Below are 24,165 nucleotides of genomic sequence, written 5' to 3'. Positions count from 1 at the left end.
GATCATGATGAATGTGGACCTGCCAGGCGAATTGTCCGACCCACTGGTATACGCCAATGCGCTGGCCGCCTGCTTTACACGCCTGGCGTTGTACCGTGATGAACAGGCGCTGCCTGACGCGCTCGTCGCCGGTGTGGCACAACTGAACCAGTGCGAACTCAGCCAGTTTTACCTGCTCAATGAAGTGACCGGTCGCCTTGAACTGATTGCCCAACATTTGTCCGAGGCGGCATCGATGGTCGTCGCGGTCGCAGATTCTGATCTGCACCATCCACCCCTGTTGAACCATACCTTGAGCCAAGGTGCTGTCCTGAGCCTGGAAGATGTGCAGAGCAGTTGCCATGACGTTAATTTCCTGCCCGTACCGGTGAAGCCCTGGCGGGCGCTGTTGAGCGTGCCATTGCTCAATCGTGGTGAGCGGGTCGCCGGTGTGCTGCTGTGCGCTCGGCAACAGCCGGCCCAGTTGCAAGGCTACGCCACCTCCCTGGCGCAGTTGGGCAGCTTCGCCGTGAACCAGCTGCTGGTACTGCGCAGTATGCAGCCCAACGTTGATTCAAGGCTCAGGTGCAACAAGCCGTTGGCCAGGGAGTACGGATTGATTGGCTCCAGTGCGGCGATGAAGCAGACGTGCCATTTGATCAGTAAAGTCCTGCATACCCCGTATACCGTACTGCTGTGCGGCGAGACCGGCACCGGCAAGGAAGTGGTAGCTCGGGCCATTCATGCGGCCGGCCCGCGCCGGGAGAAAGCCTTCGTCGTGCAGAACTGCGCAGCGTTCCCTGAAGGGCTGCTTGAGAGCGAGCTCTTCGGTTATCGCAAAGGTGCGTTCACGGGGGCCGAGCGCAATCATGCGGGTCTGTTTGATGCCGCGCACGGCGGTACGTTGCTGCTGGATGAAATCGGCGACATGCCGCTGGCACTGCAAGCCAAATTGCTGCGGGCCTTGCAGGAGGGCGAGGTCCGGCCGCTGGGTGCCAGCGCGGCGCATAAGGTCGACGTGCGGATCATTGCGGCCACTCATCGCGACCTCGCTGCGATGGTCGCCGAGGGGCGCTTTCGCGAAGACCTCTATTACCGGCTCGTGCAGTTTCCGATCACGTTACCGGCCCTGCGCGAGCGAGACGGCGACCTGCTGCAACTGGCGCGCTATTTCACTGACGAGGCGTGCGCGGCGCTGGAGAGGTCACCCGTGGGTTGGTCCACCCTGGCCCTTGATCAACTGTCCGGCCACGCCTTTCCCGGCAACGTACGCGAGCTTAAATGCATGGTTGAGCGTGCCGTGTTGTTGTGTGACGCCGGCGTGATCTTGCCGGAGCACCTGGCGCTGCCACCGACTGCGGCGCCGGCCGCGAGCGACGATGTGACGCTGCGCCAGCGCATGGAACGAGTAGAGCGAGTGTTCCTGCTCGATTGCTTGCACAAGAACCATGGCAATCGCACCCGTACCGCGCGGGAGCTAGGGGTTGCCCGACGCACGCTGCTTTACCGTCTTGCACGCTTGAATATCCCCGTCGGCGATGCCAGGGAGAAATGCTAATGGTGCACTTGATTTTTACTGTGGGAGAAACCTGATGCCTGACCGTCCATGGCACGCCGTGTTGCTTGTGTTGTGTTTGCTGGGTGGCTGTAACGCCAACTACGTGTTCGATGATGCCGAGTACCGTCCTCTGGGTGACCCACAGGCAATTATTCGTGGCCGATGAATAGAGGGATCATGACGATGCAGCTTGTGTTTGAGGTCTGTACGGTCGACAGCGCCAGCGCCGAACCCTCGGCCCACAAAGTATTTGACGCAGTGGGTGGCGTGATTGGCCGCGGCCCCGGATGTGACTGGGTGATACCCGACCCCAGCCGCGTGCTCTCCAGTCACCATGGATTAGTCGGTTACCGTGAGGGCCGCTATTTCCTGACTGATATCAGCCGCAACGGTATTGGCGTGGCAGGCAGTGCTGAACGCCTGCGCAAGGGGCAGGCGCGATTGATCAATGATGGCGATGTATTCGAACTTGGGGCGTTGGTGCTACGTGCGCGTTTGTTGCAACCCGCACGACCTTGCGGCGAGCTGCGTGCCAGTGTGGCAGTACCGATTCCCGATGATGCCTTCCTGTCCCTGGACCCTCTGCACGCGCTGGACCTGGAGCACCAGCAGCAGGCCATCTCGGATGACCTGGCAGCATTGAGCGAGGCCGTTGATGAGCAAGGGGTGTGGGCCGAACGCCACGGGACCGATAGGGAGCATGTGACATTCCCGCGCCGGGCAGAACCCGGGGTAGAGGTTGCTGCAGTGCACGTTAGTGCAATGGGACCCTCGACTGATGAAGTGTTCTGGTCACAGTTCGCGGCGGCCTTGGGCGTGGGGCTCGACGCACTCGACCCAGCGGCCAGGGAGGTACTGGCGATCAAGGTGGCGGGGTTGTTTCGCTTGACGATCCAGGGGCTGCAACAAGCCCTGCGCACGCGTGAAGAGTTGCATCACGAATGGGGGAGGTCGTCGTTCGACAGTCAGGGCGCAGCCCGGAACCCTTTGAAAATGTTCAGCGACACCAACGCGGCGTTATCCGCACTGCTGGATACAGGGGCTTTGGGCCAAATGCCCGCCTCGCGGGCCATTGGTCTGGCTCATCGGGAGCTGCAGGTACATCAGGTCGCGCTGCAGGCTGCGTGTCGCAGCACCGTGAACAAGGTGTACACGGCCTTCGAGCCGAACCATTTGGCCTGGTGCTTTGAATCTCAGGGCAAGCCGCCACGATTTTTCACCGATGGCGCGCGTTGGCGTGCTTACCAGCGTCACTACCAGCGTTTGGTGGCGCAAGGGCCGTTGAACGATCGCCCGTTGAACGGCGATTTCGCCACGGCCTATGAAGAACAGGTGCGCCTGATCTCCTCCCTGCACATTGATTTTTCAGGATGATATTCATGTATCGAGCTACCCGTGCTTTGGTGTTGCTTTTGTTTGGTTTCTTGGCGGGTTGCAGCGCCGTATCGCCTTTTTCCACGCTGACCAAGCTGGACGTTGTGTTGACCGCCAACGAGCACGTCAACCCTGACCTGCACGGTCGCCCCTCTCCCGTGGTGGTGCAGTTGATCGAACTGCGCCATGGCGTAGCCTTCGAACATGCCGACTTCTTCAGCCTGTATGACAAGGCGCAGCAATTGCTGGCAAAGGACTGGGTAAGCAGTGAAGAAGTCGAGCTGCGTCCAGGTGACCACCTGGCGCTCAAACTCCGTATCGGTCCCGACAGTCGTTTTGTAGGGGTGTTGGCGGCTTACCGAGACTTGCCGCACGTTCAATGGCGGCAGTTGATCCCCGTGACTATGCACCAGCGCAACCGTGCCGATCTGGTGCTGGACCAGGACGGTATACGCGTCGTCGACTCGCTCGCCGGGATGGAGGTGCGCTGAGATGCCTGTTCATAAAGTGATCTGGCAAGAAGGCATGTTGCTGCGGCCACAGCACTTGCAGCACAACGACCGCTATTACCAGCAGCAACTCAACCAGACGCGCCTGTTGGGCAGTGATGCCTGGGGCTTCCTTACGCTGGAATTGAATGAGCAATACCTAAAGCTGGGCAAGCTGGTGGTCAACCAGGCGAGTGGCGTCTTGCCGGACGGTAGCTTGTTTGATTTGAGTGCCGCTATGGAACCGCTGGTGTTGCAGGTGCCAACTGATGCGGGCAGGCAGGGCATTTACCTGGCACTGCCCCTGGCCAGCGGCAATCACCTTGAGGTCCGCCAGCCTGAACAGAGCGATGTTCTGGCGCGTTACCTGCGATGCGAAGTGGAAGTGGGAGACTCCAACCTGGGTGTAGATGCGCGTTGCCGAATCAGCTGCGCACGGCCCGACTTACGCCTTGTATTGGGCGAGCAGGCGGGTGATCAGAGCTTCGTCACACTCAAGGTTGCCCAGGTACTGGACGTCAGCGGTGAAGGGGGCGTGAGCCTGGATACCGCGTTCATCCCGACCTTCATTTTCGTGCAGGAGCATGGCTACTTGGCGTCGTGCCTTAACGAAGTCGTCGGTCTGCTTGCCAGCCGCGGCGATGCCATCGCGGCGCGCATTCGTGGCGAGAGCACGGCTGCAAGCACACAACTCGGTGATTTCCTGATGCTGCAGGTGATCAATCGTACCGAACTTGCGCTGCGGCACTGCCTGAGCCAGGCCCAGGTTCGACCCGAAGCGCTGTTCCGCCTGTTGGTGTCGATGCTCGGCGAGCTATCAACGTTCGCCTGTGACAGTAAACGCGCGCAGCTGGACGTGCATTATCGACACAGCGACCAGGGCGCCAGTTTTCGTGGGTTGATGGAGCGCCTACGCGCCGTCCTGTCGGTGGTGCTTGAGCAACATGTGATCGAATTGACATTGCAACCACGCCAGTACGGCGTTCTGGTCTGCCCGGTCGACGAGTTGAAATTGCTCGGCACGGCCACGTTCATCCTGGCAGCCACCGCGCAGTGTGAGGCAGAGGAACTGCGCCAGCGCCTGCCGGCACACCTGAAAGTCGGGCCGGTAGAGCGCATACGTGAGTTGGTCAACCTGCACCTGGCCGGTATCAAGGTCAAGCCGCTGCCAGTGGCGCCGCGGCAGATTCCGTTTCATGCCGGCAAGACCTACTTCATCCTCGATATGAGTGCCCCCGAGATCGCGCAATTGCAGCAGTCGGGCGGTTTCGCGTTCCACGTAGGCGGTGACTTCGCCGGGCTTGAACTCAACTTTTGGGCCATCAGGAATTGAATGCCATGGACAGTGAGTACACACAGGATGAAAGAACCGTCCTGCTCGACCGCGAGGGTCATGGGCCTGCACAGGGGGCATTGACGGACTTCCCATCGCCGCCACGCTATGAGCAGCTGGAAGATCGCATGATCTATGCCGGCCGTATGCTCGATGCGTCGAGCTTCAAGGCTGGGCTCAACCCGCTGGTGGCTGCGGCTTGGGCGGTGTTGTCCGAGATCGTGGCGCTCAGGGTCTGCTCTGGTCGCGAAGACCTGGGCACGCTCAACGACCGATTGTCATTGACGGTGACTCAATTCGAAACCCGCGCCTTGCAGGGCGGTGTTGAAAGCAGCCAAGTCATGTCGGCGCGTTATGTGTTGTGCAGTGTGATCGATGAGGCGGTTGTTACTACGGCGTGGGGGGCACAGAGTGAATGGTCGAAGGTTAGCCTGTTGAGCCGCTTTCATAACGAAACCTTCGGGGGCGAAAAAGTTTTCCAACTGCTGGAGCGTCTATCACGCGACCCGGTGAAGAACCTGCCGATGCTGGAGCTGCTTTACCTGTGCCTATCCCTGGGGTTCGAGGGCAAATACCGAGTGATGGAGCGCGGCATGTCGCAACTGGAGGGTGTTCGCGATGCCTTGTATCGCCAGATCCGGCACGTACGCGGGGAGCCGTCGCCGGCGCCACCCGTACCCGCGATGCACGGGGCGAGCCGGCGTACGGGGTTGTGCGTTGTTCCCGTTACCTGGTTGGTCATCTTCACCCTGGTTTGCTTGCTGGCAATGTACACAGGATTTGCCTGGATGCTGAGCACGGAGCGCGCGAACGCGCTGCAACCGCTTCAATTTTCGGCGTCGGATTTGATCCGCACGTCCTTGTAAACGCAGGGAGCAAAGAATGAGCGCATTCTTCAAGGGTGTGGGCGCCGTGCTGGGCCGGATTTGGGTTTGGAGCCTGTTGCTGGCGCTTTCGTGTGCGGCAGTGGTGTGGTTTTGGGGGCCGCTGCTGGCGGTGAATGATCAGCCTGTTTGGCAGGGCGCGACGGCTCGCCTGGTCACCATCAGTGTCGTGTTTCTGCTTTGGGGGTTGGTGATGGTCCTTGCCGGCGGTGGTCGTGCCGCCCGGCGTCCACGGTCTGAGCGCCAGCCCCGCCAGCAGCCGTCGACACGTGTGGAGAACGAATACCGCTGCGTACGCACTCGGTTCAAGGATGCGGTTCACCTGCTGAAAACCTCCAGCCGTTATGGAGAGCGCAGCGCGCGTTGGCGCCATGAGTTGCCCTGGTACCTGTTGATTGGTGAGCCGGGCAGTGGCAAGACGCAGCTGCTGGCGGCAGCCGGCTTGCAGTTATCGCCTGAACACGCTGACAGGCGACCGACGAGCAGCAGTGCTCATTGCGAGTGGTATTTCGCCGACGAAGGCGTACTCGTCGACACCCCGGGGCGCTATCTGACCCAACCTGACAGTGCAGTGGATGCCGCAGGCTGGGCCACCCTGCTGAATCTCCTCAGGTGGCGCCGCCGGGTGCGCCCGCTCAACGGCGTGGTGGTGGCGCTGTCGGTAGACACGTTGCTCAACACCAGCGAGTACGACCTGGATCACCATGCCCGTCGTGTGCACGCGCGCTTGCAGGAGATCCGGCAAACGCTACATGTGGATGTGCCGATCTATCTGGTGTTGACCCAGGCCGATCGATTGCCGGGATTCGCTGAGTTCTTTGATTCACCCCATGGGGAAAGTGCCGACAGTCTGCTGGGGCAGCCACTGGACGTCGGCAGCGGCATGGCTGAAATTACTCAGGTGCACGAGGCCGTCGAGGGATTGTTGCAGCGTTTGAACGGTGAGCTGATTGCGCGACTGCACCAGGAGGGCAACGTTGAACGTCGTGGTCAGATCCTGGAGTTTCCCCAACAGGCGGCACGCGTCGGTGAGCGTGTAAGCCTGTTCGCTGAAATGGCCTTTTCTGCTCATCGCTACCAACCCATCAATGGTTTGCGAGGGTTCTTCCTGACCTGTGCCGATGACAGGCATGCACGTTTTGTGAGGGGGCTGTTCAGCCAGGTGATCTTTGCCGAAGCCGGTCTTGCCAGCCTGCAAGCCCAGGAGCAGCAGCGCATCCGTCAGCGCCAGGGCCTGCAAGCGATGACAGTCGCGCTGATTCTTGGCGGTGTCGGTGGCCTGTGGATGTACAGCTACAGCGTCAACCAGCTACGCCTGGTCCAACTGGCGGCATTGGTCGCCCAGACGATGCCGGCCACAGGGGCTCAAAACGATGAAAGCCCGGCGTTGTTGGGGCTGTTGGATGCGCGGTTGGCGGCGACCCGGGTGTTTCCGGCGGCGCAGGATGTGCGCTTGGTCGAGCGCCTCGGCCTGTATCAGGGCGAGGTGAGTCGTGCCTGGGTAGACCAGGCTTATGAGCAGGCGCTGCAACAGCAACTGCTGGTCTGGATAACCGCGCAGCTTGAAGAACAGATAGACGCAAGCCTGGGGGACCGCGAACGGTTATTGGATAACCTGCGTGCGTATTTGATGCTCAATCTGCGCGAGCGCCGTGACGCCACCTGGCTGGCACAGCATGTGACAGGCCTTTGGTCGGTGCGTTTTGCCGGGGATATGCCCACGCAGAAGCGTCTGGGAGAGCACTTGGCACGGCTGCTTGAACGGCCGTTTGTCACACCGCTCAACGATGAACGAGTGGCCCAGGCCCGCGAAGTGCTGAGAGGGGAATCTTTGGCCGATGGCGTGTATCGAGTATTGCGCGAACAAGCGCGCAACCTGGAACCGTTGCGCCTGGCCGAGGGTAAGGTATTTGCCACGATCGACCCGCCTGTTCCCGGTTTCTATACAAAAAGATATGTGCAGTACTTTGAGGCGCAGGGCCCGAGGCTGGTCAATGCCATCGCTCAGGATAATTGGGTGCTGGGGCAGGGCACCGACCTGGGGCCACAGGATCTGCGGCGGTTGATGGCAGAACTGCAGCAACGCTACTTCAGTGAGTATGCCGATGCCTGGAGCGACGTACTCGGACGAGTCAGGCTGCAACAGACCGACAGCCTGCGCCAGGATGCCGACCAGCTCATGAGCCTGACCTCGGCACAGTCCCCGTTGATTCGGCTATTGCAGCAGTTGCGGGAAAACACTCGTTTGCTGCCAGGCCATGTGCTGCTGGATAAGGTGTCCCAGCATTCGGGAGAGCTGGCAGGGCTGGCCAAGGCGACGTTGACGGATGGGCAGTCGGTTTTTGACGATGCGCCACGGCGGGCATTGCAGCAGCGGTTTGAACCCTTGCATCAGTTGCTCGATGAGCAGCACAACCCCGGCGCAGAGCTGGCCCAGGCGTTGCGTTTGCTCGGTGAGCTGCACCTGCAACTCACGGCATTGAACCGTGACAGTGCGCCAGAACAGGCGGCCTTCCTGCGGGCTCGACAGCGTATGGAGGGGCAGCAGGATGTACTGGGCAATTTGCGTGATGCTGCTGCGCGTCTGCCGCTGCCGCTTGCCGGTTGGTTCGAGGGCGTGGCCGACGACAGTTGGCGGCATTTGCTGGAGCAGGCGTATGTGCATGTCAATCAACGGTATCAAAGCGACGTACATAGCCTTTATGCCAAGGCCCTTCGCCGACGTTATCCATTCAATGCCCATGCAAGCAGTGATGTTGCGCTGCATGATTTTCAGGAGTTCTTCAAGCCGCAGGGGGTAATGGCACGTTTTTATGAGGGATATCTTAGGCCTTTCATCAGCGCCGATGGCAGCCGCTACAGGTTGCGTGGGTTGGATGGCCAGAGTTTGCCGGTTTCGCGCTCGCTGCTGGACCAACTGACGAAAACCCAGGTAATCCGCCGCGGCTTTTTCAGCGAGGACTCGGGGGAGTTATCTGTGCGATTTACCTTGGCGCCCTACAGCCTGGACCAATCGGTCAGCCGAGCCGTACTGCGGTTTGGCGACCAGCAGTTGGAATATCGGCACGGCCCGATCACGCCCATGCCGTTTCATTGGCCCACCGAGGCAGAGAATGGGCGCAGCAGCCTTGTGCTGGACAGAGGTACGGAGCAGCGCCCGTTGGGGATCGAGAAAAACGCAGGGGCCTGGTCGCTGTTCCGGTTTTTCGATCTGCTGCAGAAAGAACCCGCAAGTGGTGCAAATATGCAGATTTTCAAGGCAGACCTCGCCGGTCTGCGCGCCAATTACCTGCTGACCAGCCAGCGCACGCCAGGGCCGTTTGATATGGACACATGGCGCACCTTTCGATTGCCGGAGCAACTGTGAGCCAGGCCGGCGCCCATTGGCGCAGTGCCGGGCGCACCCAGCGAGGGCAGGCGCGACTGCGTAATGAAGATGCGTTTCTGGACAACCCGCATGGCGGTTGCTGGGCTGTGGCGGACGGAATGGGCGGCTATCGGCACGGTGATGTCGCCAGTCGTTGGGTGGTCAGCCACCTGGCTTCAGTGCCGGCTCATGGCAACCTCCATCAACGGATCAATGCCGTTCGGGAAAGTTTGCAAGGCGTTAACCAGCGATTGCGGCGCGCGTGGACAGAGCCCGACACAAATGATGGCGCGACGATGGGCAGTACCGTGGTTGCCTTGCTGTTGGAGAACGGGCGGGCGGCCTGTGTCTGGGCTGGAGACAGTCGCTGCTATCTATGGCGGGGCCAGAACTTGTACCAGTTGTCCAAGGATCACTCGCTGCTGCGGCGCCTCATGGACGAGCGTCATATCAGCGTGGCGCAAGCCCAGGCGCACCCCGATGCCAGGGCCTTGACCCGCGCCGTTGGTGCGCGCTCGCGTTTGGACCTTGAGGTATTGGAGCTCAGTACTCGCCCTGGGGATGTATTCCTGCTGTGCAGCGATGGCCTGTATCAGACCCTCAGCCATGTCGAGGTGGGACGGGCGTTGAGCAGGAGAACGCCCCGGCAGGCGGTGGAACAATTATTCGCCGGGGCGTTGCGCAGGCCGGTGCGAGATGACCTGACCGCAGTTGTGGTGCAACCTTGAACCTGGCGGTCGCACCATCCCGTCTGCTGGCAGGGCGTTATCACCTTGAGCACGTCCTGGGCAGCGGCGGCATGGGTGTGGTGTACCGCGCGCGCGATCTGTTGCATGAGCAATTGGGCCAGCCTTGCTCCAGGGTGGCACTTAAGCTGCTGGGCGAGTCCATTTCCCAGTGCCCCGACGCGCATGTGCTGTTGTACGGCGAGTTTGCGTTGGCTCGCAGCCTGCGACATGACCGTGTGGTACGGGTGTTTTCCTTTGAGGTCGACACCCACAGCAAAATTGCGTTTTTCACCATGGAGCTGCTGCAAGGGGTGACCCTCGACCGGCTGCTGCTGGAGTGCCCCTATGGTTTGCCCTGGCAGGAACTGCAACCCATCGCGCTGCAGTTGCTGGATGCTTTGGCCTACATCCACCAGAAGAACGTCCTGCATGGCGATGTGAAACCCGCCAACGTCATGGTGGGAGAGGAGGGCGTATGTTTGTTCGATTTTGGCCTGGGGCATGCTCAGACGCAGGAGGCGATGGGTTTGCCAAGTGTCAGCCGTACTCGTTTCAATGCCTGGACACCCGCCTACGCTGCCCCGGAATTACTGGACGGCGGTGCGCTGAGCGGCGCTGCGGACGTATACGGCATGGCTTGCATTGTGTATGAGCTGGCTAGTGGCCAGCGCATCGGCGCACGCTCTTTCACTGACCGGCTGGCCCGGCCCGCGCAATTACCCAGGCACTGCTGGCCGGCATTACATTCGGCGTTGGCGATAGATCCGCAGCGTCGAACCGTAACAGTCGCCGAATTGCGCCAAGTGATGGCCTGTAGCCGGCCACGCTGGTACTTGTAGGGTAAAGGTCAGACCGCCAGGCCATGCAGCTGGCAATACTCCACCCAGTCCATACCGGCCATCTGTGCGACTTCTTTATGCACTTCGCGGCGCTGGGCCTCGAAGGTTTCGGTGGAGTCGGCCGTCAGTTTAAGGGTCAGTTCCCAGGCGAACAGGTGTTGCTGCTCCGCGTGGGCTTCGAACGCTTCGTGCAAGCGCTCGGCGCGATACTGCGCCAGGGTTTCCCCCCTGGCCTGGGCGGCCAACGGGTTGAGGTTGTCTAGCTCAGCGGCGATGTGTGGCTGATCGCGCAAAAACCTGTCCAAGGCGAGCTGGTAAGTATCGCTGGGTGCTGACAAGGATGTGCCCTTAGTGCGAAGGACGGGACTTGGAATCGCCTGAGTGCGCGCTGGGGTGAAGGCGCGCACGTTTGCGGGCTCTGCGTCGCATCCAGTTCTGCAACGGCGCCAGCAAGAAGAACATCAGGTAAGCGACTAGCACCAATGCCAGGTCAACCCAGGTTTCAGCGACAGGCCCGGTGAACAGCTCAATGACATTCTTGATTACAAACAGCAGCACCACACTGCACAACCACAGCAAAATGGTGACAAATAGGGGACGCATGTTGCTTGACCGCTTGTCTTGCATAGTGAAGCTCTCTCCTTTGTGCCTGTTGTCGTTCCAGGCCTGATTCCCTGACTGCGTACCTGCTGGTTTGCAAGTTGTAACATCCTTTAACACGCAGACAGACGCGGATGATACCGACTCAGATAGCCTTAGGGGTTGCTTCAAGTCAGAAAGTTCGATAATTCGGTGGGAAATAGGTGCGGCTATCGTGCGTTTTATCCCAAGAAGCGCGGTACGGGTTGGCAAAAGTCTTTCGCTCCTGCTCTCAGGGCGTGTAGCGTTAGCGTGTGTTTCCGGCCCTGGCTTCCAGCGGCAATAGGTGACGGGCAGAGGACGGCTCATGGCGCAAACGCTGTTCAAACTTTTCCTTACCCAGCGCCTGGCGGTCTTGGCCAGCACCGAGTCGTTGCGTGCGATTCGCGAGGGGTTGTTGTGGATACTGCCGTGTTTGTTGGTATCCGCCGGATTCCTGATCCTGTCCGAGTGCGCCCAGGCGTTGGGGTTCGCCCCCCAGGTAGTGAGTTTCCTGGCGGGGTTGCACAACCAGATCAGCTCGGTGATTCCCTTGCTGGTTGCGGCCTCCATCGGTTACATGTTGGCGATCCAGCATCGCCTGCCACAGCTGCCGGTCGCCTTCCTGTGCCTGGCCCACGTGGTGGTTGCCACGTTTGTATTGCGCGAGTATCCCCGGGCGTCGGCCACCTTCCTGCTGTTTATTGCCATCGCTTCGCCCTTGATCAATGTGCCGGTCATTGCCTGGCTGCACCGTTTTCGCTGGACACGCCTGGTCAACGAAGACCTGGTTGGGCATAACCTCAAGGGCACCATCAACATGGTGATCCCTGGCGCGATCACGGCGTTGTCATTGGTGATGATACTGACGTTGCTGTTGCTGATTCCCTACGTGGCGCAATTGCAGGGGCCTCAGGTGCTCGATGCGTTGCAATCGCCTTACAGCACTGGGTTGTTTGTAACGCTGATGAATTCGCTGCTGTGGTTCTTCGGCATTCACGGCGTCTATGCCATGCAGCCGTTGTTCGATGTACTGGACCAGGCCGTGGTGCTCAACGGTGCGGCGCTGGCGGCGGGACAGCCGGTCCAATACCTGCTCAATAACGGCCTGCTCGGCAGTTTTGCGTTTATCGGCGGATCGGGCGCGACCTTGTGCCTGCTGCTGGCGATCCTGGTGTTTTCCCGCAGCCACTCCATGCGGTTGCTGGCGATCGCCAGCTTGCCGTTGTCGTTATTCAACGTCAGCGAGGTGCTGTTGTTTGGCTTGCCGATCATTCTCAACCCGCGTTTGTTCATACCGTTTCTACTGGTGCCGGCGTTCAACGCGATGGTGGCTTTGACGGTGGTGCAATTGGGCTGGGTCTCGCCGGCGGTGGCCAGCGTGCCGTTTACCGCGCCGGTGCTGCTCAATGCCTACCTCAGCACCCATGGCGACGTGGCGGCTGTGGCCCTGCAAGTGTTGCTGTTGGGCATGGGCACGCTGGTGTATGCGCCCTACGTGCGGGCCATTCATCGTCAGTCCATCGACGGTGGCACGGTTTATCTCAAGTCTCTGGACATGACCTTTCGCGGCCTCGAAGAAAAAGGCCGCCTGCTGGAGTTCGATCCGGTAATGGCCTCCCACCGGACCCTGGCGCGGCAGGCCGTTGAATTGAGCCGGATCCAGCAGATCAGCGATTACGAGTTCTACCTTGAATTCCAACCCCAGGTGTCTACCCGTACCGGCTTGTGCACCGGGTGCGAGGCATTGATGCGCGCCCGGGACAGCCACGGCACGGTGCATTCACCCTGGGAGTTCCTGCAATGGCTGGCGCAAGCCAGGCTGATGCCGGACGTGGACGTGTGGGTGGCGTCCCAGGCCGTGCGCCAGTATCAGAAGTGGCGCAAGATCGGTTTTGAACTGCCCATGACCATCAACATTTCCAGTGCCACCTTGAAGGACGCTGCCTATGGTGATCGCCTGGTGGAAATTCTTGCCCAGGCCGATGGCCGGGTGTCGGTGGAAATCACCGAAGATGCGCTGGTCAGCGATATTCCCGCCGCCCGCCAAACCATCCATAAACTGCAGGCCACCGGAGCAAAAGTGTATCTCGATGATTTTGGCACCGGGTTTTCCGCGTTGAGTTACCTGCACCAGTTTCCTGTGGACTTTATCAAGATCGACCGCAGTTTTGTGGTGGCCCAGCGCGACCCCAAGGGCGCCCAGGTGCTGACCGGCATGTTGCGGTTTTGTGAGGCGTTGAACCTGGGCGTGGTAGTGGAGGGGGTGGAGACTGCCGAGCAACTGGCGTTCTTGAGTACGGGGCCTGAGTTGTTTATCCAGGGGTGGTATTTCAGCAAGGCATTGCCGGGTGATCAGTTGCCGCGCTTTGTGCGCGAGCGGGCGGCGGTGGTTTGATCCGGCGGTGGGGACGACCGGATAGCCAGACGCTCTTGCCCCACCACTCGGCACTTGGCTAGCGGCAGGTCTTGTCCGTTCTGGTCTCACGAGGCGCCAGCAGATAGTCGACGACAGCCTCGTCCACGCAGCGGTCGATGCCGTTGAGCACCAGGGTGTGCCCGTCTCCCTCACGGGTGACCAGTGGGCTTTTAAACCATTTCGCCATCTGCCGTGCGTTGATGTAGGGCGTAGTCGGATCGAATCGCTGGCCGACAAACAGCAACGGTGGCAGGCTCGGTGCGGCCACCGGCACGTGGGCTGAAAGTGTGCCGCGCCATGGCCACAGGTCGCACAGTTCCAGGCCCGACTGCTGCACCGCCAGGTAATTGGTGAAGGGCGAGGCCTCTCGAATCGCCTGTCTCTGTTTGCGCAATAACTGAACATCGCGACCCGGGATTGCGACGTCTGCACAAGAGATTACGCTCAGGGCATCATCGGCATCTTCCCCGACGTTTTCGTCAATCAACCCGGCTACCTGTTCATCGGCGATCCTGTCGTTGGCCTTTTGCAACAAAGCCATCAGCTCGGGCCAGCGGTCGGACCACAGCAGCAGTGCTTGAGTGGTGGTCAATAGGTCGTCGGCGGTCACTTCGTCCCCGTCGGGCGTGATCAAGGCTGTGTCGTATACCTGGCGTAATAGTTGATGAAACGCCTCGTTCGCTCCCGCCTCATCGGGCGGTAAAGGGCAGTCACGGTTTTTCGCGCAGTACGCTGCAAAGCGCTTGAAGGTCTGCTGGTAGCCGCGAGCCTGATTCAGTAGTTGGGTGTAATCGTCCTCTGAAAGGTCCACCACGCCGTCCAGCACCAATGCACGGGTTTGCGCTGGAAAACGTTCGGCATAGAGTGCCGCGACCTGGGTGCCGTAGGAGTAGGCCACTGCGGTTAAACCGGGTTCGCCCAACGCAGCCCGGATCACATCAAGGTCATTGACCGCGTCGTCGGTGCCCATGTGCTGCAAGACCTTTGCGCCGGTATGTTCGATGCAGGCGGCCAGGGTTTTGCGGACCTGGGCTTCCAAGGCGCCAACGTCGTTTTCGTCGATGACCGTTTTTTCGTCTCGCTCGGGCAAGGCACAGGAAATCTTCGGTGTTGACTGCCCCACGCCTCGCGGGTCGTAGCCGATAATGTCGTAGGACCGCGTGAGCCTGGCCACGGTGTCGTCATCGGCCAGGAAGGGGTTGATCCCGGGCAGCCCCGGTCCCCCGCTGATCACCACTACGCTGCCCTGTTTGACGCTGGTGGCAGGCAAGCGGGTCAGCGCGAGTCGTACCTTGTCCGCCTTGGCGTGGCCCGAATATCCCAAAGGCGCCTCAACATAGCCGCACAGCAGATCCTCCGGTGGCTCAGCGTCAAACCAATTGTCGAACGGGCTGTCGGTGCACGGCTGCCAACGCACAGCGCCGGGCTGGGCGTGGGCAGACTGGGACAGGATGATCAGCGGGAGCAGTACCAGCAGGTGCTTGAGTGTTGACATGAAGAGTGAGTCAAGGCCAAAGGGCGCCTACCTTAACCGAGATAGGTGGCCTGGAATCACGCCTTTACAGAATCACCACAAATGTTCACCAAGGGGCATTTTGTTCAATATCCGCAGTGTCTGAGCCTTTACCGTGAAGTCACCTGTGTTTGACTTAACAAGAAGGGACTGCAATGAGCTTGATCATTTCCATGGCTGCTTTCGCCCTGGCCACCTCCATTACCCCTGGCCCGGTCAACGTGGTTGCCCTGAGCAGCGGTGCACGCTTTGGCTTTGCCGCCAGCCAGAAACATGTGTTCGGCGCGGCAGTCGGCTTCACTTTACTGCTGGTGCTGATCGGCCTGGGGCTGCATGAAGTGCTGGTGCGCTGGCCGATACTGACTCAGGTGATCCAGTGGGGCGGGGTGGCTTTCCTGTTGTATATGGCTTGGAAACTGGCGATGGATGACGGTCGACTTGACGCTGAAGGCGCCGCTACCGCGCCATCGATGCTGTACGGCGCGATCATGCAATGGCTCAACCCCAAAGCCTGGCTGGCCTGCGTGGCCGGGATGGGGCTGTTCGTGGCCGATGGCGATGCGGGGCAGGTATGGCTGTTTGCGGCGCTTTACCTGGTGATTTGCTACCTGTCGGTAGCGTGCTGGGCGTATGCCGGGACGTTTTTGCGTCGCTACCTGAACAACCCGCAGGGCGTGCGCCTGTTCAACCGCTCAATGGCCGCGTTGCTGGTGGCCAGTGTGGGTTATTTGCTGATGGCTTGAGGTTCTCGCGGTACTGCCCGGGCGTGGCGGCAAAGTGCTGTTTGAACGTGCGCTGGAAGTGCGCCTGGTCGGCAAAGCCTGCGGCCAGGGCGACATCGGCAATCAGTTCGCCGTCGCGCAATCGAGCGCGGGCGAACTGGATACGGCGATTGACCAGGAAGGCATGGGGTGTCAGCCCGTAATACTGCTTGAAGGCGCGAATCAGGTACGACGGCGACAGCTCGGCTGCCAGGCAAATGTCCTCCAGCTTCAACGCCTCGGTGCAGTGTTCACGGATGAAGTCCGCTGCACGCTCCAGCTTGTGATTGACCTCCCGTATCGGCGTAAGCGAGGGGTTCAAGCGCTGCTGGACTTCGCTGAAGTAACCCACCAGCGCGCTCTGTTTGTGCAGCAGTTCGGCCTGCTCATCCACCAGCAGTCGGTACAACGCCAATAAGCCGTTATACAGCGAGACGTCTAGGGTATAGGGGGTGCTGAACGGGCGGTAACCCTGGTCGGTGCTGAAACCCAACTGGTGCTGCAGGTCGGTCAGCCAGGGTGTGTCCAGGTAGAGCATATGGTAGGACCAATGCTCATTCTGGATAGGGTTACAGGCGTGCACGTCGCCGGGGTTCATCAGCACCACGGTGCCTGCGCTGATCTCGAACGTCTGTGTGTCGTAGTGGTAATAGCTGCGCCCGGTGGTGATCGCACCGATGGAAAAGTGCTCATGGGCGTGCCGGGTATAGGTGACTTTGCGCCCGTCGGCAATGGTGCGCGCCTCGATAAACGGCAAGCGTTCGTCGCGCCAGAAACAAGGCGCCTGGGCGGGGCGGGCAGTGGTGTTCAGCGACATGGCGGTGGCTCCATCCCTTGAGAGATCGAGGGCTGATCTTTACACACACCGCCAGTGGCGTCAGCCTTGATGTGATGTCAGGCAGGTACCAAAAAGGCGGCCTTGAGCAACTGGCGGGTGTAGGCATGTTGTGGGTCGGCAAAAATCGCCTTGGCATCGCCTTGCTCCACCACCTGGCCTTGCTTGACCACCATCAGTTGATGGCTGAGCGCCTTCACCACCGCCAGGTCATGGCTGATAAACAGGTACGTCAGGTTGTACTTGGCCTGCAAGCCGCGCAGCAACTCAACCACCTGGCGTTGTACCGTGCGGTCCAGGGCCGAGGTGGGCTCGTCCAGCAGAATCAGGCGCGGCTTGAGCACCAGGGCGCGGGCGATGGCGATACGTTGGCGTTGGCCACCGGAGAATTCGTGGGGGTAGCGATGACGGGATTCGGGGTCCAGGCCCACTTCCCTGAGCGCTGCGATAATCGCTGCTTCCTGCTCGTCAGGCGTGCCCATCTTGTGGATGCGCAAGCCCTCGCCGACGATTTCGCTGACGCACATGCGCGGGCTCAGGCTGCCGAATGGGTCCTGGAACACCACCTGCATTTCCCGGCGCAACGGGCGCACCTGTTGCTGGGTAAGCGTGTCCAGTTGCTGGCCTTCGAAGCGTATCCCGCCCTTGCTGCCGATCAGGCGCAAAATCGCCAGGCCCAGGGTGGACTTGCCCGAGCCACTTTCACCGACGATGCCCAGGGTTTGTCCCTGGGGCAGGCTGAAATTGATGCCGTCCACCGCCTTGACGTAATCCACGGTGTTGCGCAAAAAGCCCTTCTTGATCGGGAACCAGACTTTCAGGTCGTCTACTTCCAGCAACGGTGGGCCGACCTCATTGCCGGCCGGCCCGCCGCTGGGCTCTGCTGCCAATAATTCCTGGGTATAGGGGTGCTGGGGCGACCGGAACAATGTCTCGCACTCGGCCTGCTCCACGATGCAACCTTGCTGCATCACGCACACGCGATGGGCGATGCGTCGCACCAGGTTGAGGTCGTGGCTGATCAGCAACAGCGCCATGCCCAGCCGCGCCTGCAACTCCTTGAGCAACTCCAGGATCTTCAACTGCACGGTGACATCCAGGGCCGTGGTCGGCTCATCGGCGATCAGCAGCTCCGGCTCATTGGCCAACGCCATGGCGATCATCACCCGCTGGCGCTGGCCGCCGGACAATTCGTGGGGCAGCGCCTTGAGGCGTTTGTGCGGTTCGGGGATGCCCACCAGCTCCAGCAATTCCAGGGTGCGCCGGGTGGCGGCCTTGCCCGTCAGGCCCTTGTGCAGGCCGAGTACTTCGTTGATTTGCTTCTCGATGGAGTGCAGCGGGTTCAACGAGGTCATCGGCTCCTGGAAGATCATTGCAATGCGGTTGCCGCGAATATGCCGCAGGGTCTTTTCTTTAAGGGTCAGCAGGTCTTGCCCGGCGTATTCGATAGTGCCGCTCGGGTGTCGCGCCAACGGGTAGGGCAGCAGCCGCAGGATCGAGTGGGCCGTTACCGACTTTCCGGAGCCGCTTTCGCCGACCAGTGCCAGGGTCTCACCCCGTTTGATGTCGAAACTCACCTGGTTGACCACGCGGTGGTGATGTTCACCGGTGACAAACTCGACACTGAGGTCACGGATTTCAATCAGATTGTCCGGATTCATCTCATTTCCTCGGGTCGAACGCATCGCGAGCGGACTCGCCGATAAACACCAGCAGGCTCAACATGATCGCCAGTACGGCAAAGGCACTCATGCCCAGCCACGGCGCTTGCAGGTTGGATTTACCCTGGGCCACCAGTTCACCCAGCGACGGCGAACCCGCCGGCAGGCCGAAGCCAAGGAAATCCAGGGCGGTGAGGGTGCCGATGGCGCCGGTAAGGATGAATGGCAAAAAGGTCATGGTCGAGACCATGGCATTGGGCAGGATATGGCGGAACATGATCGCGCCGTTCTGCATGCCCAGCGCCCGTGCTGCGCGCACGTACTCAAGGTTGCGCCCGCGCAGGAACTCGGCGCGCACCACATCCACCAGGCTCATCCAGGAAAACAGCAGCATGATCCCCAGCAGCCACCAGAAGTTGGGTTGCACGAAGCTGGCGAGGATGATCAGCAGGTAGAGCACCGGCAGCCCCGACCAGATCTCCAGAAAGCGCTGCCCGGCCAGGTCGACCCAGCCGCCATAGAACCCCTGCAACGCGCCGGCAATCACGCCGATGATCGAGCTGAGCACGGTCAGGGTCAGAGCAAACAGCACCGATACGCGAAAGCCGTAGATCACCCGCGCCAGCACGTCACGCCCCTGGTCATCGGTACCCAGCAGGTTGACGCTTGAAGGGGGGGCAGGGGCGGGGACCTTCAGGTCGTAGTTGATGCTCTGGTAGCTGAACGGGATCGGTGCCCACAAGGTCCAGGCATCCTTGGCCTTGAGCAGCTCCTGGATATACGGGCTCTTGTAGTTGGCTTCCAGGGGGAATTCGCCGCCGAAGGTGGTCTCGGGGTAGCGCTTGAGCGCCGGGAAATACCAGTCGCCGTCGTAATGTACGGCCAGGGGTTTGTCGTTGGCGATCAGCTCGGCGCCCAGGCTCAGCCCGAACAGGATCAGGAACAGCCACAGCGACCACCAGCCACGTTTGTTGGCCTTGAACCGCTCGAACCGGCGGCGATTGAGGGGGGACAGGTTCATCTCAATGCTCCCGGCTGGCGAAGTCGATACGCGGATCGACCAGGGTATAGGTGAGGTCACCGATCAGTTTCACGACCAGCCCCAGCAGGGTGAAGATAAACAGCGTGCCGAATACCACCGGATAGTCGCGGTTGATTGCCGCTTCAAAGCTCATCAGGCCCAGGCCGTCGAGGGAGAAGATCACCTCCACCAGCAGCGAGCCGGTAAAGAAGATGCCGATGAACGCCGAGGGGAAGCCGGCGATCACCAGCAGCATCGCATTGCGGAAGACGTGGCCGTAGAGCACGCGGTGGTTGGTCAGCCCTTTGGCCTTGGCAGTGACCACGTATTGCTTGTTGATCTCGTCGAGAAAGCTGTTCTTGGTCAGCAGGGTCATGGTCGCGAAGTTGCCGATCACCAGTGCGGTGACAGGCAGCGCCAAGTGCCAGAAGTAATCGAGGATCTTGCCGCCAACGCTCAACTCGTCGAAGTTGTTGGAGGTCAGCCCGCGCAAGGGGAACCAGTCGAAATAACTGCCGCCGGCAAACACCACGATCAGCAAGATCGCAAACAGGAACGCCGGAATCGCATAACCCACGATGATGGCCGAGCTGGTCCACACATCGAAGTGGCTGCCGTGTCGCGTGGCCTTGGCGATCCCCAGCGGAATCGACACCAGGTACATGATCAGGGTGCTCCATAACCCGAGAGAGATGGACACCGGCATCTTTTCCTTGATCAGGTCGATGACCTTGGCGTCACGAAAAAAACTGTCGCCAAAATCCAGCCGGGCGTAGTTCTTGACCATGATCCACAAGCGTTCCGGCGCCGACTTGTCGAAGCCGTACATCTTTTCGATTTCCTTGATCAGCGCCGGGTCCAGGCCCTGGGCGCCACGGTAGCTGGAGCCGGCCACCGCAACTTCGGCCCCGCCCCCGGCAATACGGCTGGTGGCGCCGTCGAAGCCTTCCAGCTTGGCGATCATCTGCTCCACCGGCCCGCCGGGGGCGGCCTGGATGATGACGAAATTGATCAGCAAAATCCCGAACAGCGTGGGAATGATCAGCAACAGGCGGCGAACAATATAGGCCAGCATTCAATCGCCTCCGCTCGCCGCATCGGCGTTTTGTGTGGTGTCCAGGGAGACCGCCGGTTTGACGTCGGGTTTGGCCCACCAGGTGGCCGTGCCCACGTCGTAGCGTGGCGAGACCTTGGGATGACCCAAGTGGTCCCAGTACGCCACGCGGAAGGTCTTGATGTGCCAGTTGGGCACCACGTAGTAACCAAACTGGAGTACGCGGTCGAGCGCCCTGGCGTGGGCAATCAGGCTTTGGCGCGAGCCGGCATCGATCAGCTCTTCGACCAGTTGGTCAACGGCCGGATCCTTGAGGCCCATGTAGTTACGGCTGCCGGGTTTGTCGGCGCTGGACGACTTCCAGAATTCGCGCTGCTCGTTACCGGGCGAGGTGGACTGTGGGAAGCTGCCCACCAGCATGTCGAAATCCCGTGAGCGCAGGCGGTTGACGAACTGCGAGACATCCACTCGGCGAATCACCAGGTCGATGCCCAGGTCGGCCAGGTTGCGCTTGAACGGCAGCAGGATGCGTTCGAATTCGGTCTGGGCCAGCAGGAATTCAATAGTCACCGGTTTGCCGGTGCTGTCGACCATCTTGTCATCGACAATCTTCCAGCCGGCAGCTTGCAACAGCTGGTAAGCCTCGCGCTGCTGGGTGCGGATCATGCCGCTGCCATCGGTTTTGGAAGGTTCGAAGGCCTGAGTGAAGACTTCGGGCGGGATCTTGTCGCGCAAAGGCTCAAGGATCGCCAGTTCATCCGGGCCAGGTAAACCGGTGGCGGCCATTTCCGAGTTTTCGAAATAGCTGCGGGTTCGGGTGTACGCGCCGTTGAACAGCTGCTTGTTGCTCCATTCGAAATCCAGTAGCAGGCTGATCGCCTTGCGCACCCGCACATCCTGGAACATCGGCTTGCGCATATTGAACACAAAGCCCTGCATACCGGTGGGGTTGCCGTTGGGGATCTCTTCCTTGATCAGTCGGCCCTGGGTCACCGCTGGAATGTTGTAGGCGTTGGCCCAGTTCTTTGCGCTGAACTCCAGCCAGTAATCGAACTGCCCGGCCTTCAAGGCTTCCAGGGACACGGTGCTGTCACGGTAGTAATCCGTGATGCGGGTGTCGAAATTGTAGAAACCCTTGTTGACCGGCAGGTCCCTGGCCCAGTAGTCCTTGACCCGCTCGTAGCGAATCATGCGTCCGGGCTTGACCTCCGACACCTGGTACGGCCCGCTGCCCAGGGGCGCTTCCAGGTTGCCCTTGGAGAAGTCGCGAGTCGCCCACCAGTGCTTGGGCAGCACTGGCAACTGCCCGAGAATCAGCGGCAATTCGCGGTTGTTGGTGCGCTTGAACTTGAACAGCACACGCAACGGGTCTTCGGCCACCACTTCGTCGACATCGGCGTAGTAGTTGCGGTAAAGCGGGTTACCGTCCTTGATCAGGGTCTGGAAGGTAAACACCACGTCCTCGGCACGCATCGGATGGCCATCGTGGAAGCGCGCTTCGGGGCGCAGGTAGAAACGCACCCAACTGTTGTCCGGGGCTTTTTCGATCTTGCCCGCCACCAGCCCGTATTCGGTAATGGGCTCGTCCAGGCTTTGCATGGCCAGGGTGTCGTAGATCAACGGCAGGTTATCCGCCGGCACGCCCTTGCTGATGTAGGGGTTGAGGCTGTCGAAGCCGCCCATGGCCGATTCGCGGAAGGTGCCGCCTTTGGGGGCGTCGGGGTTGACGTAGTCGAAATGCTTGAAGTCGGCGGGGTACTTGGGGGGCTCGTTGTAGAGGGTCAGCGCGTGTTGCGGGGCGGCTTGGGCCGCGGTGCACAGCAACAGGCTGGCGAGCAGGGTAGTACGCAAAGACATCATTGGGCTTTCTCCGAAGCTTTCAGCCACCACGCACTCAGGCCCAGGCTATAGGGCGGCGTGGTAACGAAGGCGAACCGGTTGCGGTACGCCAGGCGATGATAGTTGAGGTACCAGTTGGGAATGCTGTAGTGCTGCCACAGCAGCACGCGGTCCAGGGCGCGGCCGGCCGCCAGTTGTTCTTCGCGGGTCTGCGCCGCCAGCAGTTGATCCAACAGATGGTCGACCACCGGGTTGGCGATGCCGGCGTAGTTCTTGCTGCCTTTGATCGTGGCCTGGCTGGAGTGAAAGTACTGCCACTGCTCCAGACCCGGGCTTAGGGTCTGGTTGAGAGTCATCAGAATCATGTCGAAATCGAATTGATCGAGGCGCTGTTTGTACTGTGCCCGGTCGACGGTGCGCAAGCGGGCGTCGATGCCGATGCGGGTCAGATTTTCGACATAAGGTTGCAGGATGCGCTCAAGGTTCGGGTTGACCAACAGGATCTCCAGGCGCAGCGGTTGCCCATCCTTGTTGAGCAGGCGTTGGCCCGACAGTTTCCAGCCGGCTTCGCCGAGCAGTGCCAGGGCGCGACGCAGCGTGTCGCGGGGGATACCGCGACCGTCGGTCTGCGACAGGTTGAACGGCTGGGTAAACAGTGCGGCCGGCAGTTGGTCGCGATAGGGCGAGAGCATCAGCCACTCATGGCCCACGGGCAGGCCGGTGGCCGAGAATTCGCTGTTGGGGTAATAGCTCACCGAACGCTTGTAGGCGCTGCTGAACAGGGTGCGGTTGGTCCACTCGAAGTCGAACATCAACCCCAGGGCTTCGCGGACCTTGGTCTGGCTGAAGGCGGGCCGCCGGGTATTCATGAACAGGCCCTGGCTCTGGGTGGGGATCTGGTGGGCAATCTGCGCCTTGATCACATCGCCACGATTGACCGCCGGGAAGTTGTAGCCCGTGGCCCAGTTCTTGGCCTGATGCTCGATATAAATGTCGAATTCACCAGCCTTGAAGGCTTCAAAAGCCACGTCGCTGTCGCGATAGAACTCCACCTCGACCTTGTCGTAGTTGTAGAAGCCTCGGTTGACCGGCAGGTCCTTGCCCCAGTAATCCTTGACCCGCTCGAATACCAACTGTCGGCCCGGGGCGACCTTGGTCATGCGGTATGGCCCGCTGCCCAGCGGCGGCTCGAAGGTGGTGGCCTTGAAATCGCGGTTCTTCCAGTAGTGCAGGGGCAGCACCGGCAATTCGCCCAGGCGCAGGATCAGCAACGGGTTGCCCGCACGCTTGAATACAAAACGGATGCGGTGGCGGTTGAGAATATCGACCCGGGCCACTTCCTGCAGGCTCGTACGGTATTGCGGATGGCCTTCGGTCAACAGCGTGCGATAGGAAAACGCCACGTCTGCGGCGGTGATCGGCTTGCCGTCGTGAAAGCGCGCTTCGGGGCGCAGGTTGAACACCACCCAACTGCGGTCCTCGCTGTATTCCACCGACTGGGCAATCAGGCCATAGCTGGAAGTGGGCTCGTCGCCCGACGGCGCGTACTGGCCGGTGCCGACCATCAAGGGTTCGTTCAGCTCATTGACGCCGTATTGCAGGAAATTGCCGGTGGAAACCGGGCTAGTGCCCTTGAAGGTATAGGGGTTGAGCGTGTCGAAGGTGCCAAAGGCCATAACCCGCAGCGTGCCGCCTTTGGGCGCTGCAGGGTTTACCCAATCGTAATGGGTGAATTTGGCCGGGTACTTGAGTGAGCCGAACTGCGCGTAACCGTGGCTCTCGGTAATCGTCGCGTTCGCAGCAAAGCTCAAGGCCAGACTTGTTAGTAGAAGGAGAGGACGCTTCAAGTCAGAGATCCGATCCAGGCGGCTTGGGCTTTATGATCGGTACAGTA

Annotated in this window: 20 protein-coding genes; 11 read left to right on the top strand and 9 right to left on the bottom strand. The window is 60.6% G+C overall.

Annotated elements, in window-relative coordinates; genetic code table 11:
* Positions 1 to 7 precede the first annotated feature (7 nt).
* The 9 genes from TK42_RS12705 to TK42_RS12665 are packed head-to-tail and all read left to right on the top strand — an operon-like array spanning position 8 to position 10,550.
* Positions 8 to 1,537 (top strand): sigma-54-dependent Fis family transcriptional regulator, encoded by a 1,530-nt coding sequence (locus tag TK42_RS12705; RefSeq protein ID WP_103734416.1) that lies wholly within the window; start codon positions 8 to 10, stop codon positions 1,535 to 1,537.
* Positions 1,538 to 1,571: 34 nt separating this feature from the next.
* Complete coding sequence (locus TK42_RS12700; RefSeq protein ID WP_078821533.1) at positions 1,572 to 1,703, top strand: type VI secretion protein; 132 nt, start codon at positions 1,572 to 1,574, stop codon at positions 1,701 to 1,703.
* Positions 1,704 to 1,714: 11 nt separating this feature from the next.
* Positions 1,715 to 2,911, top strand: coding sequence for a type VI secretion system-associated FHA domain protein TagH (gene tagH / locus TK42_RS12695; RefSeq protein ID WP_103734346.1), 1,197 nt, complete (start codon positions 1,715 to 1,717; stop codon positions 2,909 to 2,911).
* A 5-nt stretch (positions 2,912 to 2,916) separates the two neighbouring features.
* Positions 2,917 to 3,402, top strand: a complete 486-nt coding sequence (tssJ, locus tag TK42_RS12690) for a type VI secretion system lipoprotein TssJ (protein WP_032876027.1) — start codon at positions 2,917 to 2,919, stop codon at positions 3,400 to 3,402.
* A 1-nt stretch (position 3,403) separates the two neighbouring features.
* The gene (gene tssK, locus TK42_RS12685) at positions 3,404 to 4,732 is read left to right on the top strand and encodes a type VI secretion system baseplate subunit TssK (RefSeq protein WP_103734345.1); all 1,329 of its coding nucleotides are present in this window, start codon (positions 3,404 to 3,406) and stop codon (positions 4,730 to 4,732) included.
* Between the two features lie 5 nt (positions 4,733 to 4,737).
* Entirely contained in the window at positions 4,738 to 5,598 is an 861-nt protein-coding gene (gene icmH, locus TK42_RS12680) for a type IVB secretion system protein IcmH/DotU (RefSeq protein WP_103734344.1), read from the top strand.
* A gap of 16 nt (positions 5,599 to 5,614) precedes the next feature.
* Positions 5,615 to 8,983 carry a type VI secretion system membrane subunit TssM gene (gene tssM, locus TK42_RS12675; RefSeq protein WP_103734343.1) on the top strand — a complete coding sequence of 1,123 codons (3,369 nt, stop codon included), beginning with the start codon at positions 5,615 to 5,617 and terminating at the stop codon, positions 8,981 to 8,983.
* Positions 8,980 to 9,711 carry a PP2C family serine/threonine-protein phosphatase gene (locus TK42_RS12670; protein WP_032876015.1) on the top strand — a complete coding sequence of 244 codons (732 nt, stop codon included), beginning with the start codon at positions 8,980 to 8,982 and terminating at the stop codon, positions 9,709 to 9,711. Before tssM ends, TK42_RS12670 begins: the two co-directional genes overlap by 4 nt.
* Positions 9,708 to 10,550, top strand: coding sequence for a serine/threonine-protein kinase (locus TK42_RS12665; RefSeq protein ID WP_032876012.1), 843 nt, complete (start codon positions 9,708 to 9,710; stop codon positions 10,548 to 10,550). The genes TK42_RS12670 and TK42_RS12665 overlap by 4 nt, the downstream gene beginning before the upstream one ends.
* 8 nt (positions 10,551 to 10,558) lie before the next feature.
* Here the strand turns inward: TK42_RS12665 and TK42_RS12660 are convergent, their stop codons facing one another.
* Together TK42_RS12660 and TK42_RS12655 are read right to left on the bottom strand one after the other, a co-directional pair.
* Positions 10,559 to 10,888 (bottom strand): DUF6388 family protein, encoded by a 330-nt coding sequence (locus tag TK42_RS12660; RefSeq protein ID WP_032876009.1) that lies wholly within the window; start codon positions 10,886 to 10,888, stop codon positions 10,559 to 10,561.
* A gap of 10 nt (positions 10,889 to 10,898) precedes the next feature.
* A complete protein-coding gene (locus TK42_RS12655; RefSeq protein ID WP_228309798.1) occupies positions 10,899 to 11,153 on the bottom strand; it encodes a hypothetical protein in 255 nt (84 codons plus the stop codon).
* A 343-nt stretch (positions 11,154 to 11,496) separates the two neighbouring features.
* On the opposite strand from TK42_RS12655, the gene TK42_RS12650 reads away from it, so the two are divergent.
* On the top strand, positions 11,497 to 13,566 hold the full coding sequence (locus tag TK42_RS12650) for a PTS sugar transporter subunit IIC/EAL domain-containing protein (protein ID WP_103734342.1): 2,070 nt from the start codon (positions 11,497 to 11,499) through the stop codon (positions 13,564 to 13,566).
* A gap of 58 nt (positions 13,567 to 13,624) precedes the next feature.
* On the opposite strand, the gene TK42_RS12645 is transcribed toward TK42_RS12650, so the two are convergent.
* Positions 13,625 to 15,082: an alpha/beta hydrolase gene (locus TK42_RS12645; RefSeq protein WP_032876003.1), complete on the bottom strand. Its 1,458-nt coding sequence runs from the start codon at positions 15,080 to 15,082 to the stop codon at positions 13,625 to 13,627.
* 173 nt (positions 15,083 to 15,255) lie between these two features.
* On the opposite strand from TK42_RS12645, the gene TK42_RS12640 reads away from it, so the two are divergent.
* A complete protein-coding gene (locus tag TK42_RS12640) occupies positions 15,256 to 15,843 on the top strand; it encodes a LysE family translocator (RefSeq protein ID WP_032803577.1) in 588 nt (195 codons plus the stop codon).
* On the opposite strand, the gene TK42_RS12635 is transcribed toward TK42_RS12640, so the two are convergent.
* The 6 genes from TK42_RS12635 to TK42_RS12610 all read right to left on the bottom strand — a co-directional run bounded on the left by TK42_RS12635 (position 15,785) and on the right by TK42_RS12610 (position 24,118).
* Positions 15,785 to 16,678, bottom strand: a complete 894-nt coding sequence (locus TK42_RS12635; RefSeq protein WP_078821524.1) for an AraC family transcriptional regulator — start codon at positions 16,676 to 16,678, stop codon at positions 15,785 to 15,787. The two genes, TK42_RS12640 and TK42_RS12635, sit on opposite strands and share 59 nt — an antisense overlap.
* A gap of 77 nt (positions 16,679 to 16,755) precedes the next feature.
* Positions 16,756 to 18,357: an ABC transporter ATP-binding protein gene (locus TK42_RS12630; protein ID WP_032875996.1), complete on the bottom strand. Its 1,602-nt coding sequence runs from the start codon at positions 18,355 to 18,357 to the stop codon at positions 16,756 to 16,758.
* Between the two features lies 1 nt (position 18,358).
* Complete coding sequence (locus tag TK42_RS12625) at positions 18,359 to 19,378, bottom strand: ABC transporter permease (protein WP_005788757.1); 1,020 nt, start codon at positions 19,376 to 19,378, stop codon at positions 18,359 to 18,361.
* A 1-nt stretch (position 19,379) separates the two neighbouring features.
* A complete protein-coding gene (locus tag TK42_RS12620) occupies positions 19,380 to 20,453 on the bottom strand; it encodes a microcin C ABC transporter permease YejB (RefSeq protein WP_005788756.1) in 1,074 nt (357 codons plus the stop codon).
* The gene (locus TK42_RS12615; protein WP_103734341.1) at positions 20,454 to 22,292 is read right to left on the bottom strand and encodes an extracellular solute-binding protein; all 1,839 of its coding nucleotides are present in this window, start codon (positions 22,290 to 22,292) and stop codon (positions 20,454 to 20,456) included.
* Entirely contained in the window at positions 22,289 to 24,118 is a 1,830-nt protein-coding gene (locus TK42_RS12610; protein ID WP_103734340.1) for an extracellular solute-binding protein, read from the bottom strand. The genes TK42_RS12615 and TK42_RS12610 overlap by 4 nt, the downstream gene beginning before the upstream one ends.
* Positions 24,119 to 24,165: the final 47 nt, after the last annotated feature.

The sequence above is a fragment of the Pseudomonas sp. GZJR-8 genome, from assembly GCF_002916705.1.
Taxonomy (GTDB): Bacteria; Pseudomonadota; Gammaproteobacteria; order Pseudomonadales; family Pseudomonadaceae; genus Aquipseudomonas; species Aquipseudomonas synxantha_A.
The sequence above is the reverse complement of the archived record's forward strand: the minus strand, read 5'-3'. Positions and strand labels throughout refer to the sequence as shown.